General features: G+C 40.5%; 13 protein-coding genes and 1 tRNA gene. 8 read left to right on the forward strand and 6 right to left on the reverse strand.

Annotation, left to right across the window (positions count from 1 at the left end):
- Positions 1-29: 29 nt before the first annotated feature.
- A complete protein-coding gene (locus tag CDC37_RS22245; RefSeq protein ID WP_231943151.1) occupies positions 30-2039 on the forward strand; it encodes an ATP-binding protein in 2010 nt (669 codons plus the stop codon).
- A gap of 546 nt (positions 2040-2585) precedes the next feature.
- Entirely contained in the window at positions 2586-2975 is a 390-nt protein-coding gene (locus tag CDC37_RS22250) for a response regulator (RefSeq protein ID WP_231943152.1), read from the forward strand.
- Between the two features lie 200 nt (positions 2976-3175).
- On the opposite strand, the gene CDC37_RS22255 is transcribed toward CDC37_RS22250, so the two are convergent.
- The 3 genes from CDC37_RS22255 to CDC37_RS22265 form a co-directional block, all read right to left on the reverse strand.
- Entirely contained in the window at positions 3176-3715 is a 540-nt protein-coding gene (locus CDC37_RS22255) for a hypothetical protein (protein WP_096625238.1), read from the reverse strand.
- Positions 3716-4423: 708 nt separating this feature from the next.
- Positions 4424-5770, reverse strand: coding sequence for a cytochrome P450 (locus CDC37_RS22260; protein ID WP_096625240.1), 1347 nt, complete (start codon positions 5768-5770; stop codon positions 4424-4426).
- 468 nt (positions 5771-6238) lie between these two features.
- Positions 6239-8134 carry a lipoxygenase family protein gene (locus CDC37_RS22265; protein WP_096625242.1) on the reverse strand — a complete coding sequence of 632 codons (1896 nt, stop codon included), beginning with the start codon at positions 8132-8134 and terminating at the stop codon, positions 6239-6241.
- A gap of 529 nt (positions 8135-8663) precedes the next feature.
- Here CDC37_RS22265 and dndE point away from each other — a divergent pair.
- Positions 8664-9047, forward strand: a complete 384-nt coding sequence (gene dndE, locus CDC37_RS22270) for a DNA sulfur modification protein DndE (protein ID WP_096625244.1) — start codon at positions 8664-8666, stop codon at positions 9045-9047.
- 41 nt (positions 9048-9088) lie between these two features.
- Here the strand turns inward: dndE and CDC37_RS22275 are convergent, their stop codons facing one another.
- Positions 9089-9577 carry a hypothetical protein gene (locus CDC37_RS22275; RefSeq protein WP_096625246.1) on the reverse strand — a complete coding sequence of 163 codons (489 nt, stop codon included), beginning with the start codon at positions 9575-9577 and terminating at the stop codon, positions 9089-9091.
- Positions 9578-9823: 246 nt separating this feature from the next.
- Between CDC37_RS22275 and CDC37_RS22280 the strand changes: the two genes are divergently transcribed.
- The 5 genes from CDC37_RS22280 to CDC37_RS22300 all read left to right on the forward strand — a co-directional run bounded on the left by CDC37_RS22280 (position 9824) and on the right by CDC37_RS22300 (position 13255).
- Positions 9824-9896, forward strand: a tRNA-Arg gene (locus CDC37_RS22280).
- A gap of 243 nt (positions 9897-10139) precedes the next feature.
- A complete protein-coding gene (gene atpD, locus CDC37_RS22285) occupies positions 10140-11588 on the forward strand; it encodes a F0F1 ATP synthase subunit beta (RefSeq protein WP_096625248.1) in 1449 nt (482 codons plus the stop codon).
- Between the two features lie 92 nt (positions 11589-11680).
- Positions 11681-12094: an ATP synthase F1 subunit epsilon gene (gene atpC, locus CDC37_RS22290; protein ID WP_096625250.1), complete on the forward strand. Its 414-nt coding sequence runs from the start codon at positions 11681-11683 to the stop codon at positions 12092-12094.
- Between the two features lie 137 nt (positions 12095-12231).
- The gene (locus tag CDC37_RS22295) at positions 12232-12426 is read left to right on the forward strand and encodes an NAD(P)H dehydrogenase subunit NdhS (RefSeq protein ID WP_096625252.1); all 195 of its coding nucleotides are present in this window, start codon (positions 12232-12234) and stop codon (positions 12424-12426) included.
- A gap of 172 nt (positions 12427-12598) precedes the next feature.
- On the forward strand, positions 12599-13255 hold the full coding sequence (locus tag CDC37_RS22300) for an HAS-barrel domain-containing protein (RefSeq protein ID WP_096625254.1): 657 nt from the start codon (positions 12599-12601) through the stop codon (positions 13253-13255).
- A gap of 461 nt (positions 13256-13716) precedes the next feature.
- On the opposite strand, the gene CDC37_RS22305 is transcribed toward CDC37_RS22300, so the two are convergent.
- Both CDC37_RS22305 and CDC37_RS22310 read right to left on the reverse strand, forming a co-directional pair.
- Positions 13717-14421, reverse strand: a complete 705-nt coding sequence (locus tag CDC37_RS22305) for a M15 family metallopeptidase (protein ID WP_096625256.1) — start codon at positions 14419-14421, stop codon at positions 13717-13719.
- Positions 14422-14644: 223 nt separating this feature from the next.
- Positions 14645-15355, reverse strand: coding sequence for a TIGR04283 family arsenosugar biosynthesis glycosyltransferase (locus CDC37_RS22310; RefSeq protein ID WP_096625258.1), 711 nt, complete (start codon positions 15353-15355; stop codon positions 14645-14647).
- Positions 15356-15492: the final 137 nt, after the last annotated feature.

A 15492-nucleotide genomic window follows, 5' to 3' on the forward strand; every position in this document is an offset into this window, starting at 1 on the left:
TCCTGACCTCATCATTTATGCCCCATGGAATGTGTTATCTATGGAAACCGTGGTTAGTGGGATTGCATGTCGTTAGTAATTCGGTGATTGGATTATCGTATTTTTCCATACCTGTGACTTTGGTACATATTGTCCGTCAACGTCAAGATATTCCCTTTAATTGGATACCCCAATTATTTGCTGCTTTTATTATTTGTTGTGGTATTGGTCATTTGATGGATATATGGACATTATGGCATCCTAATTACTGGTTGGCTATTTACATTCGCGTCGTCACAGGAATTGTATCCCTCGCAACAGCGATCGCATTATTCTATTTAATTCCCCAAATTATGGCTTTACCAAGTCGTAAGCAGATAGAAGAAACAAACCAGCGTTTAGTTGCGGAGATTCAAGAAAGGGAGCAGGTACAATTAGAATTGGCGAAATTAAACCAAGAATTAGAAGCAAGAGTAGAACAAAGAACAGCCCAGTTAGCAGCTGCAAATCAACAAAAAGACCAGTTAATTGCTCAAGAACGGAATTATCGTCAAGAAATTGAAATTTATAAGCACATAATTGATAATATTCCTCTGGGATTACTAGTTTGGAACCTCAAAAAAACCGACGATGCAAGTAGTTTAAGTTTAGTCACCGCAAATCCAGCAGCTTCCCAGATACTCAAGATAGACATGCAAGCAGAAATTGGTCGAACTATCGGAGAAGCTTTTCCCAATATGGTGACGGAAGATTGTCACGACTTACTCCACACCTATAGCTGGGTTGCCACATCTAAGGAAGCAAAAATTATTGAAAGTGTCAACTACAGCGATGAACGTCTCCAACCAACTGTGTTTGCATTGAAGGTATTTCCAATTCCTAACCACCATCTCGGTGTTGCATTTGAGGACATCAGCGATCGCAAACGTATGGAAACAGCTTTAGCAGAAAGTGAACGGCTCTATACATCTGTAATTAATAGTGTAGATGAAGTAATTTTTCAAACAGATATCCAGGGAAATTGGACATTTTTAAGTCCTGCTTGGGAAACAGTGACGGGTTTTCCAGCATCTGTAAGTCTGTACCAAAATTTCACCGATTTAATGGTGAAAGCAACTGAAAAACAGCGAACTCAAGAATTATTTCAGTCATTAATTAATGGTTCCCAAGAAACCTATCAGATTGATTTTTTAATCCAGAATCAACAAGGTGAACCCCGTTGGTTAGAAATGTATGCCCAACCGAAAACTGACTCCTACGGTAATATTATTGGTGTATGGGGTACAATTAACGACATTACTCAACGCAAACAAGCGGAGGAATTAATCGCTCTTCGCGCTCAGGAACTAGCGCAAGCAAATAATCAATTAGTCAAAATTACGACAGAATTGGAACGCAGAAATGCAGAGTTAGATCAATTTGCCTACGTCACCTCCCATGATTTAAAAGCACCCTTAAGAGCGATCGCCAATCTTTCCCAATGGATTGAAGAAGATTTAGCAGACAAACTCACCGATGATACCCGTCATCAAATGCATTTATTGCGATCGCGGGTAAATCGGATGGATGCGTTAATTAATGGTATTCTCCAGTATTCTCGCATTGGCAGAATCACCAATCAACCGGAAGAGGTAGAAATCTCCCAATTATTAGCAGAAATCATCGATTCCCTTGCTCCACCCCCCACATTTACCATTGCGATCGCGAAAAATATGCCGACTATCACCACCGAACGTTTACCATTGCAAATGGTGTTTACCAATCTTATTAGTAACGCGATTAAACATCATCCTCGCATCGATGGATGTATTCATATTACCTATCAAGAAAAGAATGAATACTATGAATTCTCCATTGCCGATGATGGATTAGGTATAGCTCCTGAATTTCATGAAAAAATCTTTACGATTTTCCAAACCCTAGATTCCCGCGATAACACGGAAAATACGGGTATCGGTCTATCAATAGTCAAGAAAATTGTCGAAACCCAAGGCGGTACAATTAGACTAGTTTCCCAACCCAATTGTGGAGCTAATTTTTTATTTACTTGGAAAAAGTAGTTTTTTTATTAAAATTTGATTAAAATATTATATTAGTTATTATAGCAATCCTATTCAGTAGGGGAAAAGTATCAGTTTTGACTGTAACCTGCGGAAAGTCTTTTCCTAGAGAAGGCTATAACTGTCAACAGTTAACAGCCAACAACCTCATATGTAAGATTTTACAAATCCCCAACGGATTGCCATACTATATCAGCTTAATAAGCTTTTTCTTTGGCTATAGGCACAAACAAAAAGTTTGATTGACCTGGTGATTATTCAGCTTGTTGTACTCAAGTTTCCAATAATTCACGATTGATTTAGAAATCAGACAGGTATTGTTGGTATAAAAACAATACTTTATTTTGCTGTTAATTACTTATACCGATGGCAAAATGTTTGCAACATCCAAAATTCATCTGTCGCATTCTTTTTTCAAATTGGTATTACTAAATCAGAAATCGTGACGTGTTACCTTGCAAAAACTAGAAATAACTGAGCTAAATTATGAAACCAGTATCCTATTCCAGTGACACGTGCTGTCAATCAACTCAGAAAAGAAAGCCTGTGATTTTAGCGATAGAAGATAATGAAGATAATTTGTTATTAATTTCCTATATTGCTGAATCCCTCAATTGTGATTTTGTCGGTGAGAGTGAAGGAAGTAGGACAGTTGAAATCGCTAAATCTTGTCAGGCAGATATTATTTTACTGGATATAATGTTACCAGGTACTAACGGATTGGAAATTTTTGCATCTTTACAAGCGGATACTTTCACACGGGAAATACCAGTAATTGCGGTGACAGCTTTAGCCCTAGTAGAAGACCAAAAACGGATTGAAGCAGCAGGTTTTCATGGGTATGTTACAAAACCCTATCTGATAGAAGAATTAGAAGAAGTAGTCAGCCGATATTTATATTTAAATTCTTTGAGGGAGGGATTGATTAAACAGTAATTGTGGCATTGCTGAATTTGGGTATGAATTATAATTATTTACATTTTGCATTAACACCAAAATTATCGTTATGTAGAGACGTAGCAATGCTAGGTCTCTACACAACACGACGCAAAATTTTCAATTCATATTTTGATTCAGCAACACCATAATTTTTTACATATTGCTTAAAATATCTATTCTCAAAACCTAGTAGAAATTTAATTTATTACCAAACACTGATTGGGTGCTTTATTCAACATATCTGGAAAAGCAGCAGTAAAACTACCATCCGCATTGACAACACGACGTAAAATATACTCACCAATATAGGGAATTCCTCCAAACCAGATATTTTTACGCTTCCAGATATCTCCATTTGTCGAATCATCAATTTGAAACATTGTCAAATCAACAATCCATTTCGGTACAGCAATTCCAAATCCCATCGGGATAATATTGGCGAATTGTAAACTTGCATCTGTAAACTTAATTTGATAACCAAAGCGAGCAATTTGAGCAGCACGCAGTAATAATAATCCCGGTAAGCTGTGATGAAAAGTCCACTGTAACCGACCATAAACAGGTATAAATAAACTGAGATTTTCCTTATCCCAGGTTAAGTTATACATCGTTAAACAACTATCCGGTAAAGGATTTCCATCCATAAAAAACACACCCTTCAAAGTGTCAGGTAAACCCGTTTCTTCAACAGGTATCATCCAAGTATTGATATCTTCCAGTAATCTAATTTCAATCATTGCAATTTTAGGAATAGGGGACAGGTTACGGTAGTCAGCTAGTAGAAGGTGTTGACTGTTGATAGTTAACGGTTAACACTCAACAATCAACAATTACATATATTCATCAATTTTTAAAAACCAACTTAGGGAATACATCTAAGCATGGCTAATGTCGCATTCAGGTTTTGAGCAACTGTTACGCATTTAAGTTGTACGTGAATACTCCTAGGTCGTAGCTCGCTACGATGGATTGTAAACGCTATAATATTTGTTAATCAATGATTTTGAAGGTTAAGGTTTAAAGTAACCTCATCCATTAGTTGAGAACAAAGTCAATAACTGACTGATTCCAGGTTTAATGATTTTATTCTCAACATACTAGTACAGGTTAGCTGAAATAAACCGAGTATTAACTTTTTATACTTTTTATCTAGTGACCATGCTCCGTGTGGTCGCTTAGTGAGTTGAAGGCTCTACCTTCATTCACGAAGCAGGAGCTTCGCAGATTCTGCTCCCACGCGGAGCATGGGAGCGAGGGGAAAGGTAGGTGTATTTACGCCGCGTGGTACTAGGAGGTTTTTAAAAACTTATATTTCCTACGAATGATACTGGACAAGATTTTCAGGCTTTATAACTCATCGAACTCACGTTAAGTTGTATATTCACTACTTTCGATAGATGATTGTTAACAGTTAACAATCAGCTCATGTGAGTGTTAGCTGATCATTATTTGCAGCTAAAACCTTGAAGAACTAAATTATTCGGTGTCACCGCAGTCACCTTTTCAAAATCCCATTTGACTTCCGTAATCGAGTCCCATCTATACTTCTTGAAAAGATATAAACAAAAGATTTGAATTATACCAATTGATAAGTCTCGACCCGGACAAGCTCGTTCGTGTCCACTCCCGTTCCAGGATAAAATATCTGATAAATCTCGTGTAATATCAAAATCATCTGGATTATCATATTTTCTGGGGTCGCGATTCGCAGTGAAAATCGAACCTAACAAACGGGTTCCTTTTTGGAAAGGACATTTACTAGTTCCCAAATTAATTTCACCCCTATCAGGTGCAAGTTGACTAACAAATCTCACGGGAGGATATAAACGAGCAGTCTCTAAAATTACTTGATAAACTAGGGTTAATTGGGCAATATTTACCGATTGTAGAGGGTCATTTCCATCCCATACTCTGTCAATTTCGGCAATCACATTACTTCTTAAGCCATTATCCAAACATAGCACCCCAATTACAGAACCAAGTAAAGCACTAGTTCCCGCAGTTCCCGCAATATGAATCATATCAAAGAGTGAATTGGCGATTTGATGCTCATTTAATCCGTGGGAAAAACCAGTTTCTAAATAACTGAACCACTTGGGCGATCGCTGATATTTTTGAATAAGTTTTTGGCGATGTTTAATGATTGGTGCAGTCAAAGGGAAAATAACTTTTTCACTGATAAAGTTGGGTAGGGAAGCCAAAGGTAAACTCTTAATAAATTTGCGGGAAGCTTCTACTTCTTCGTCTGTTAAAGTGATATCAAACACAACTTGGTGTAAGATTTGAATCATCATTGCGGGTAAATCATTGCCAACGTGTAATTCTCCTTTTTGAACAGCGACCATCAAACATTCATTAACTAATGCTCCCAAAAAATCGCATACCTCCAAAGGATTGGGTAATGCTTGGATAAATAAAGCTCTCACACCCGTATGTTCCTCTCCATTCGTCCCTAAACTCAGGGGATTATTGAGTAAATAACTAGGAGCAAGAATACGGATAATCCCTAAATCATTGCCACGGATTTGTGGTTCCCCATGCATTAATTCCCGTACTTGGGAATAGGAGGAATGCATAATAGCTTGGTCAACGGCTAAATACTGGTCACCGATATTTTTTTGACGAATCGATAAAAAATCTCGCCAATGTCTGAGTATTACAATTCCATCTGCATAGTAAACCCACAAACGCAGAAGTTTACCAATGGGTGTGTTATAACCAACTTTCGCTAAGATATTTGCTAACCAAACTTGACGTTTGTGTCCTTTGAGAATTTTTTCTTCAAGAGTCATGATGATTTTGGATTTTGGATTTTGGATTTTGAATGGAAATTACAGCAAATTTTAGGTAAATTTGGTGTATTATTTCTATTTTCAAAGCTTGTAATCAAGGGTTTTTAAGACTGTTTACCGTATCCTGTATTCTTCTAGAAAGTAATCATAAAGCTGATTTTCCCTTCGAGCGTACAGACGCGACATGTCGCGTCTCCTCCTATTCCCAAAAACGATAATTCAAGTATTAAAATCGACTTTTAAAACATCCTCTAAGTAATGACTTAAATTTCTTGATATTCCCCACTCCCTGAAAGCTTTAGAGTAATTATGGTAAAGAAATTATTCTATCCTGCATTTCTCATCAGTGAACAGTAAGCCTTAAGTCACGCCTTCATCTTCTTTCTACTTCCTACTCCCTCTTCCCTATTCCCTAAGAGCTTGAGGGATTTGTGAGCAATCCGGTTCTATCTCCTGTATTCTATCTCCTCAAATATTGATACTTTGGGGAATTCTCGAAGGTAATAAATAGGTGTATGGTTGACGATTAAGATTTCGTTGGTTAATTATGTCCTCAATTTTTTGTAGTTGTTTACGGAATTTTTGTAATAAAGGTTCGACTTTTGTGTCTGTGAAATGTCGAGGGGGATAATTACCTAATTTGCTATAATACACCGAACCTAACAAATACAGAATATTTAATTGTTTTTGAGCTTGTTCTAAAGGAGGTAACAACTGTAAATAATCCGCTTCCGTTACCTCTGATTTCAATAAAACTGATGCCGGAGCATAACCTGCTAATGGCACCATTCCCGCATAACTCATTAAGTCCTGTTGGGGGGAGTTAACCGCAGCATGTTGGGCACTGGCGGTAAAAATAATTAACGTAATTGCATCAATCAGATATAATTTAGTATTAATATGCCCATTCTCTTGGCCAAAATCAGATATCCGTCCTCCATCAAAAGCTCCTACTTCCTGACTCCATCTCTGGAGGTAGATATCTTGTTGCACATCCATATCAGTTTGGTAATACAAACCGATATAATCACTTACCCATGCATGAATAGCATCCCAAATCAATAAAGCATCATCTCGGTAAGGATAAACAGGTAAAGCATTTACATCATCAACCCCTTGCAATTTTAACTGTTTGCGCAACATTGCGGAATTAAAACCATAACTTTGTAAACCCTTAACTGCAAACACACGGGAATTATCAATACTTGCGGAAAGCAATATATCCACACTACCCCCTGGTGCGATTAACTGACGTTGTGCTGCGTCATTGATAGCCAGAGTACCAACAAAATGGGGAAGCAGTAAAACACTCAACGGATGACTTGGAGGAAGTTGTCGATGGGTAGCGATCGCAAAACTACCAACAAATAAATGGGTTCGTCCTAAATGGCTAACAGCTTCGTGATAATTAGCATCAGCAATGTGGACAACGGTTTTCGCGAACATCCAAGCATATTTACCTGAATTAGGGGTGACAATCGGATTTTCACCTGGATTTTGACCACATTGAATAGCGATCGCTCGTAATGTTCGATGGGGGTCATTACCCTGGGGGACTGCAAACAAAGCCAAGGGAGCATACAAATACTTTTGGTATCGAGGAAAAGTCCCGTTTACCCCACCATCTAAAATCCGATAATCAGCAATATATAATCGACCCTGAGCGATCGTATCTGCTAAACAATCATCATTCCCCATCACCCCTTGATAATGTTCATCGGTCACAGGAAAATTATTCGGGAGGGAATTAACTCGCTCAATCATGACTGGATTGTACCCAGCAACCTGCATCCACGCAAACCCATCATCCTGATTCAAAGTATGAATTAAAGCTGGTAATGCAATTTGTGGTAGTAACTTCTCGTAATCCCTAAGATTTTGAACCTGTCCCGTCGGTTGTCCTTCATACATCAATTGCTTAATTCGTTCTACCGAGTCTCGCAACACCGTCACCCCACTTTCCCTTAACAGCGAAAAAAACAAATCATCCAGTTCTCGAAAATCTTTAGAAAACCCCACTAACAGCATTTGGGGAATAATTTGTAGTAATCGACTAGCGACACTAAACTGGGTGGGAATTGCTCCTTTTACTACCGCTTCTAAGATAAAATCCCTGACATCATCACCCACTGACAAGGAACCACGATTACCACGATTGGTAATAATTGTATTGATAAATATAACCTTTAAACTTTGAGCTAACAAGTAATACCATTCTCTCGGAAACTTTTCCTTTTCCGGTAAAGTTTCCACCATTGCCACAGACGGAATCAAAGTATAATTATATTGATATTCCTGTCTAGCTGCTTCTAAACTATTTTTAATTGGAAAACTTGTCGAATTGTCCCTTGACTCAGCTTTCATACATTTTTACCCTCGTTCATATCAAATACCAAAATAAAAAATCACTACATTTATTTGTTGATTAACAGGAAACTTGTGATTGACAAGAAACACCCATGTTTGCAAAAATCAATTATTACTTCAACCCGAATGATTGATTACAAATCTAGAATCAAAGACACCATAAACAAGGCATCTTTTGAGTATAAATAAATACTTCACCAACCATCTTTTGGAGACAGAAATAAGCTCAAACGATATATTTATCCTTATAAACTGTACAAACGCGACACGTCCCGTCTCTCCCAATTCCCGTACAGATGCGACACGTCGCTTTTCTTACTTTGACAAAAATGCACCGAAAAGAAAAAGATAGAACTATTCTTGCAAAAACCGATGTTGATCGATGTAACTCGCAATTAAAATTTAGAGAATATGGTATAAATTCATTTTGGGCTTGTAATTAAAACTACTTGACATTCCCTCAATAACTACAGACAACCCCATCTAAATTTCGGAAATTTGGGAAATAAATATCATCGGAAAATCTATGGAACCACCAATCGAACGTATCAAGATTTCCCAAACCGGGAAAGACCAACTAATTAAACTCAAACGAATCACCAAAATTGACCAGTGGAATATACTATGTCGCTGGGCTTTTTGTCGTTCCCTATGTGAACCAACACCACCATCCCCCATACCCATCAAGCTTGATAGCAATGTAGAAATAGCTTGGCAAGTCTTTGCCGGAGAAATGTCCGATGCTCTAATTATGGCTCTCAAACAGCGCTGTTACAATGATGGGCTATCCACAGAAAAAGAGACCCTTTCACAGCAATTAATCCTACACCTCCATCGAGGTATTGGCTACCTCGCTGGAGATCCAAATATTAAGAAAATTGAAGACTTAATTCAGCTGGTCGGCAATTGACAAATTCACCCGTTTTTGCAGACCCAAACCCCTTCCCCCGATTAATTCCCATCGAGAATCGGTTGATTAAGTTCCCGACACTTACTCATTGCCATTTCGTAAGCCGTCAAATAATTTTTACCACCAAGCATTACATCCCCGTAATATTCATAGGGTGCATCACCATAGATTGGTAAAGGATCATCTTCTGGGTAATCTTCTTGGGATTCCTCAATGATAGCTTGAAGTTCCGATGCTTTAATAGTATGGGCAGCAAAATAAAAAACTGTCTCCGGATTTTTCTGTAAATGTGGGAAAGTAGGGTCAACAATCCGGACACAATCTCCACCTTCGGTAGTCTCTGTGACTTCTACCCATGCATGTTCAATCGGCTGATAAGGCTTACCAGGGTAGACGAGAAACCCTTGGGTATATCTAGCTTCAGCAATCGTCAGTACCGCTTTATAGGCATTATCAAACGGTTGTTTCGCCTTGCTTTTGATTTGTTGAGCAACTTCGGTAGACAAGTTTGAGTCAAGAAACTTATTCATTCCAGATTTGGTAACTTAGTTCTACTTAAATATAGATTAAAACGCTTCTATGGAGTAGGGAAACACCACTTTCATTAATTTTTGGTGGGTGAAATAAAGGCACGTAGTTGCGCTTTAGCACCACCGTCAAAGGTAAAAGCTCAGTTGATTGCCGTGGGAAAAATCAAAAATATTGGAACCGTGACGCACTGATGGACTTTTCTGCTATAATAGTTTAGTTGTAAACGCATCGACATGCATTTACTAGGGCGTGTAGCGCAGTGGATAGCGCGTCAGATTCCGGTTCTGTAGGTCGGGGGTTCAAATCCCTCCACGCTCGTTTTACAAGGCTAATCAAAAAAATCGCAGCTACTGACAAAAAAAATGATAGGTAGTTTATGATTCTATTTGCCTCCTATTTATCCGCTTTCGCAGGATATCACATGGCTAACGGACAGACATCAAACGAAAGAATGAAATTAGGGAGTATAGTGAGGTCGTTCGGTGCTACTCTGGAAATGATATTGCTTTTTAGTCTTTTCGACCCGAACTGAAAATATAGCTTCAATAACTTAGGCTCAGCATGGTCACCACTGCAGAAAAAACAAACGTTGGTTATATTACCCAAGTAATTGGTCCGGTTGTGGATGTGAAATTTACCGGCGGCAAAATGCCCCCCATCTACAACGCGTTGACCATCAAAGGCACAAATGAAGCCGGACAAGAAGTTTCCGTGACCTGCGAGGTACAGCAACTTTTAGGCGACAATCAAGTACGGGCGGTAGCAATGAGTACTACCGACGGTTTGGTGCGAGGCATGGAAGTTGTCGATACTGGTGCGCCAATTAGCGTTCCAGTTGGTAAAGTTACCCTCGGTCGGATTTTCAATGTTCTTGGCGAACCTGTTGATAATAAGGGTCCTGTTAACACCCAAGATACCCTACCCATCCACCGTGCTGCTCCTAAACTCACCGAATTGGAAACCAAACCATCGGTGTTTGAAACCGGAATTAAAGTCGTTGACCTGTTGACCCCCTACCGTCGTGGTGGAAAAATCGGTCTGTTCGGCGGTGCTGGTGTGGGCAAAACCGTGATTATGATGGAGTTGATTAACAACATCGCCCAGGAACACGGTGGTGTATCGGTGTTTGCAGGTGTGGGTGAACGTACCCGCGAAGGTAATGACCTTTACAATGAAATGATTGAGTCGGGAGTTATCAACAAAGATAACCTCAACGAATCGAAAATTGCCCTTGTATATGGTCAGATGAATGAACCACCCGGTGCGCGGATGCGTGTTGGTCTGTCGGGTTTGACAATGGCGGAATACTTCCGTGATGTGAACAAGCAAGACGTGCTGTTGTTTATTGACAACATTTTCCGCTTCGTTCAAGCTGGTTCGGAAGTATCAGCCCTACTCGGACGGATGCCTTCTGCGGTAGGATACCAACCCACCCTCGGTACGGATGTGGGCGAACTCCAAGAGCGGATTACCTCCACTAATGAAGGTTCCATCACCTCCATTCAAGCTGTATACGTCCCTGCGGACGACTTAACTGACCCCGCACCTGCCACTACATTTGCTCACCTTGATGGTACAACCGTATTATCTCGGAGTTTGGCAGCAAAAGGTATCTATCCCGCAGTAGACCCATTAGGTTCCACCTCCACCATGTTGCAACCGAATGTAGTGGGAGAGGAACACTATAACACCGCTCGTGCTGTACAATCGACACTACAACGGTATAAAGAGTTACAAGATATCATCGCTATTCTCGGGTTAGATGAGTTGTCAGAGGAAGACCGTTTGACCGTGGCAAGGGCACGTAAAATCGAGCGTTTCTTGTCCCAGCCCTTCTTTGTGGCAGAGGTGTTTACGGGTTCACCTGGTAAATATGTGAAGTTGGAAGATACCATCAAAGGCTTCAAGATGATTCTGTCCGGTGAATTGGATGATTTACCAGAACAGGCGTTCTATATGGTTGGTGATATCAACGAAGCGATCGCTAAAGCTGAAAAACTCAAAGGCTAGATCGATTTTGGATTTTGGATTTTGGGTTTCTCTAATTAGAGAACCAAAATCCAGAATCTAACCGTAAGAATTTGCTTGTCAAAAGGAATAATATGACGCTAACAGTTCGTGTAATCTCTCCAGATAAAACTGTTTGGGATGCGGATGCAGAAGAAGTAATTTTGCCAAGCACCACAGGACAGTTAGGTATTTTGAGTGGACACGCACCACTTTTGAGCGCGTTAGACACTGGAGTGATGCGCGTGCGTGCTAACAAAAACCAAAATTGGGTAGCGATCGCTCTAATGGGCGGATTTGTGGAAGTGGAAGAAGACGAGGTGACAATTCTCGTCAATGGAGCCGAACGTGGAGACGGGATTAACTTGGAAGAAGCTCGTGCAGCCTACACAGAAGCTCAAGCCAAATTGGAGCGAGTACCCGCCGATGACCGTCAAGCCCAAATCCAGGCGACACAAGCTTTTAAACGGGCTAGAGCGCGTTTTCAAGCTGCTGGTGGCATGGTTTAACTTGGGTGATATTTTTTGCTAACTTTTCCCCAATTCTCATACAAGTAAAAATACTGAGGACGCATTTACATGCGTCCTTTTTTGCCAAAGAGATTATGGATTAAGCTAGAAAAAGGTAAACATTACGAGAAAGAGCTATGATTTTGCCTGGAGCTACTGTTCGTGTAAAAAACCCTGCGGACACATACTACCGCTTTGAAGGACTAGTCCAGAGGGTGAGTGATGGTAAAGTTGCCGTTTTGTTTGAGGGTGGTAACTGGGATAAGTTGATTACTTTCCGTTTATCGGAGTTGGAAGCAGTGGAAACAAGTCCAGGAAAGAAAAAGAAATAGATTGTTGATATTTCGCTAATATCAAGCTTAATAGCCGTAATTTTGTTCTCCGGTTCATGATTACGGCTTTTTTCGAGATTAATACTTGTTACTATTTCGCCAAAATTTTGCTCATTTATCTCCCAAAAGCTTCCCCTACATCCCCAATCTCCTGTATCCTGTCTCCTAGTATATGCGTCTTCCCCTTCCCCAATTTAATCGCAGCGATCGCGACCCGACCCACATTGCTGAAGTAATTGAAACCTCCACCTGCGAATTTTTAGCCCAGTGTTTGGAACCAGATGATTTAAGTTTCCCAGCAATGCCAGCTTTTGGTAGTTGGGTCAAATCCCAGGATGAGGAAACCGGGAACCAAATCTACGGCATCGTCTACTATGCTACTACTATGCCCATTGATTCTGTCCACCGCGCTAGGGCTTTAGGTATGTCCCTACAGGATTTACGGGAAGAACAACCCCAAATTTTCGCGATGTTGAAAACCGAGTTTCGTGCTGCCATTGTCGGCTTTGAAGAACCAAGTCCTATTCCCGACGCTCCCGGTAATTTGTATCAATATCTACCACCCCGTCCTCCACAAATTCACCAGGCTGTGTATCGCTGTTCCCCAGATACAATTATTCGTTTTAGCGAGAAGTTAGATTTTTTACGTACTTTGCTTAATGTAGCAGGCGCACCCGTAGAATCCCTAACGGCAGCCGCGATTCGGGAAATTTATCGATTGCGTCAAGCCGATCGAGCATGGTTAGTCGAAACTGGACGGATGTTGAATATTTTACTGAAGGATGACTACGACCGCTTACGCTATATTCTCAGTCAAATCCACCCCTAGTATTTGACCACACCAAAATCAATACGGGGAGGAAAACTGGGGATGCAAGTGGAGCTTTCGGGAACTGAGGGAGCAGGGAAAGTACCTGGATTTCTTACGAGTAAGTTGTCAGCCTTGAGTGACAGACTGATTTTCCTTCTACTCCCTACTCCCTGTGAGTTTTAGGGTTTTGCAAGAAATGCGGGAGTAGTGCTGTGTAAAAATTAACTAGAAAAGCAAAAAAGCGATCGCCATCAAATTCAATCCCAAAAACCGCAACTTGGTATATTATTTAATCGCAATCACTAGAGTTAATCACTAAAGGAAGTACATTGCGCGTCTATCATTTGTTAATCATAATCATATTGCTGGCCATTTCACCCTTTATCTGGAGATTGGTATTTCCCAAAAAACCCGAATCACCCCCACCACCAGCAACACCAGAATCAACCACAAGTTTGGTAACAGTTGCGACGGTCTCCCTAAATTCGACCGTATTTAGCCGTAGTTTCACCCGATAACCAAGCCCACATTTGATCACCATAGGAAAAATGCCACCATTCCCGTGGATTGCGGACAAATCCAGCTGCTACCATCACATCACACAGTAGTTGACGGTGGTGGGAAAATTCTTTGGCTTGGGGATGGGAAGTATGTTCACGGTAGTAGTCCGGTAAGGAGCGCTCCGACATTTCGTCGATCGGTGAACCCATATTAATTACTTTCCCCTTATCATCCACCAAAGTAATATCCACCGCAGAACCCGTACTGTGGGGTGGAGGAGTAGCCAAATCCAAGCTGGGAGGGGCCCAAATTTGATACACCTGTTCCCAAATCTGCTCTAGTTGGGATGGGGGGATTTGGGATACATCTTGACTACTGAAACCTTTCATTTGTAAGGCTTCGGCAAAAGCATAATCCACCATAAATTGTTGTACACTCACGGGACGATAGGCATCAAAAATTTGGATTTGCCAGTTTGGGTATTGTTGTTGCAAGTTATTTTGAGCGATTAATAATTTTTCCACCACGGTTTCCCGCAAAAAATAGGGTGAATATCCCCCATAGGGTGCGCCAAGTTTTTCATAGGGGTGGGGTGTTTCCACTGCAAATAATTCCCCTGGAATCGGAATCAGTGCTTCGTTACATTCTTGGATGGGAATATGGTGATAGGGACGTTTAGGCATTGGTAATTTGTAATTCGTAATTCGTAATTCGTAATTCGTAATTCGTAATTTGTAATTTGTAATACCCGCTACGCGGGAAGCAAGCTACGTAATAGCCTGCGGCAAGCCGCTTCGCGTCTACGTAATAGACTGCGGCAACGCTTCGCGTACGTAATTGGTGATTGCCGATGATTAATTTAGCAATGCTACGAACTTCATGGAAAATTCACAATCCACAATCGAATTATTTTCTTCTTTGGTATAACCGATGCAAGATTTGGGGGGAAACTCCGAGAAAATAGCCAAAAATTATCATTTGATTAATTAATGTTGTTTTCAGGATACCCCTGGATAACCACCGACGTGCAGAAGTCACTACAGGAACCGGAATTAAGGTAATTTTACCAAGACGTTGGAGAGTGCGCACCAAGATAAAATCTTCCATAATGGGGACAGTTGGAAACATTCCCACCTGAAAAAATATATCGCGAGTTAAAAAAATTGCCTGGTCGCCGTAGGGAAACTGAAAAAACTGCGATCGCATTTTCACACCCCACTCGATTAAACGTAAGCTATATTGGGGTGCGTCGATTTGTAAGGCAAATGCACCCGCAACCGTCCCCTTGATGGCTAAAGCATTTCGCACCATCGTGTCATATCCCGGTGGTAATTGGGTATCTGCATGGAGAAATAGGAATATATCCCCCTTCGCAACCTCCGTACCCCTATTCATTTGCGTCGCTCTTCCTGGTGCTGATACCATTGCTTGGACGGGAAATTGCTGGACGATTTCTAAGGTTTTATCATCAGAACCACCATCAACTACTATAATTTCAATATTTTCGCCTCCTAACACACTTTTGAGGGTAGTATCAATATTCCCCGCTTCGTTGAGGGTAGGAATAATGATGGAAATTTTGGCTTGGTTAACATTTGTCGCGAATTGATTGGACACAATAAACTGATGTGAAAAGAATACAGGAAACAGGATACAGGAGATAATAAAACAAATATAAAATCATCGTCGGTTGGGGAACCACTATGTTGTGCGGGTTCCCCACGTTGAAGTAGGTGACGTTGTAACGCAGTGGA

The sequence above is a fragment of the Calothrix sp. NIES-3974 genome (genome assembly GCF_002368395.1).
Classification (GTDB): Bacteria; Cyanobacteriota; Cyanobacteriia; order Cyanobacteriales; family Nostocaceae; genus NIES-3974.

Bases quoted from the DNA above. Each gene is read 5' to 3' on its own strand.
- CDC37_RS22260 (WP_096625240.1), bottom strand. From the start codon at position 5,770: ATGACTCTTGAAGAAAAAATTCTCAAAGGACACAAACGTCAAGTTTGG.
- atpD (WP_096625248.1), top strand. From the start codon at position 10,140: ATGGTCACCACTGCAGAAAAAACAAACGTTGGTTATATTACCCAAGTA.
- CDC37_RS22300 (WP_096625254.1), top strand. From the start codon at position 12,599: ATGCGTCTTCCCCTTCCCCAATTTAATCGCAGCGATCGCGACCCGACC.
- CDC37_RS22295 (WP_096625252.1), top strand. From the start codon at position 12,232: ATGATTTTGCCTGGAGCTACTGTTCGTGTAAAAAACCCTGCGGACACA.
- CDC37_RS22265 (WP_096625242.1), bottom strand. From the start codon at position 8,134: ATGAAAGCTGAGTCAAGGGACAATTCGACAAGTTTTCCAATTAAAAAT.
- atpC (WP_096625250.1), top strand. From the start codon at position 11,681: ATGACGCTAACAGTTCGTGTAATCTCTCCAGATAAAACTGTTTGGGAT.
- CDC37_RS22275 (WP_096625246.1), bottom strand. From the start codon at position 9,577: ATGAATAAGTTTCTTGACTCAAACTTGTCTACCGAAGTTGCTCAACAA.
- CDC37_RS22245 (WP_231943151.1), top strand. From the start codon at position 30: ATGTGTTATCTATGGAAACCGTGGTTAGTGGGATTGCATGTCGTTAGT.
- CDC37_RS22305 (WP_096625256.1), bottom strand. From the start codon at position 14,421: ATGCCTAAACGTCCCTATCACCATATTCCCATCCAAGAATGTAACGAA.
- dndE (WP_096625244.1), top strand. From the start codon at position 8,664: ATGGAACCACCAATCGAACGTATCAAGATTTCCCAAACCGGGAAAGAC.
- CDC37_RS22255 (WP_096625238.1), bottom strand. From the start codon at position 3,715: ATGATTGAAATTAGATTACTGGAAGATATCAATACTTGGATGATACCT.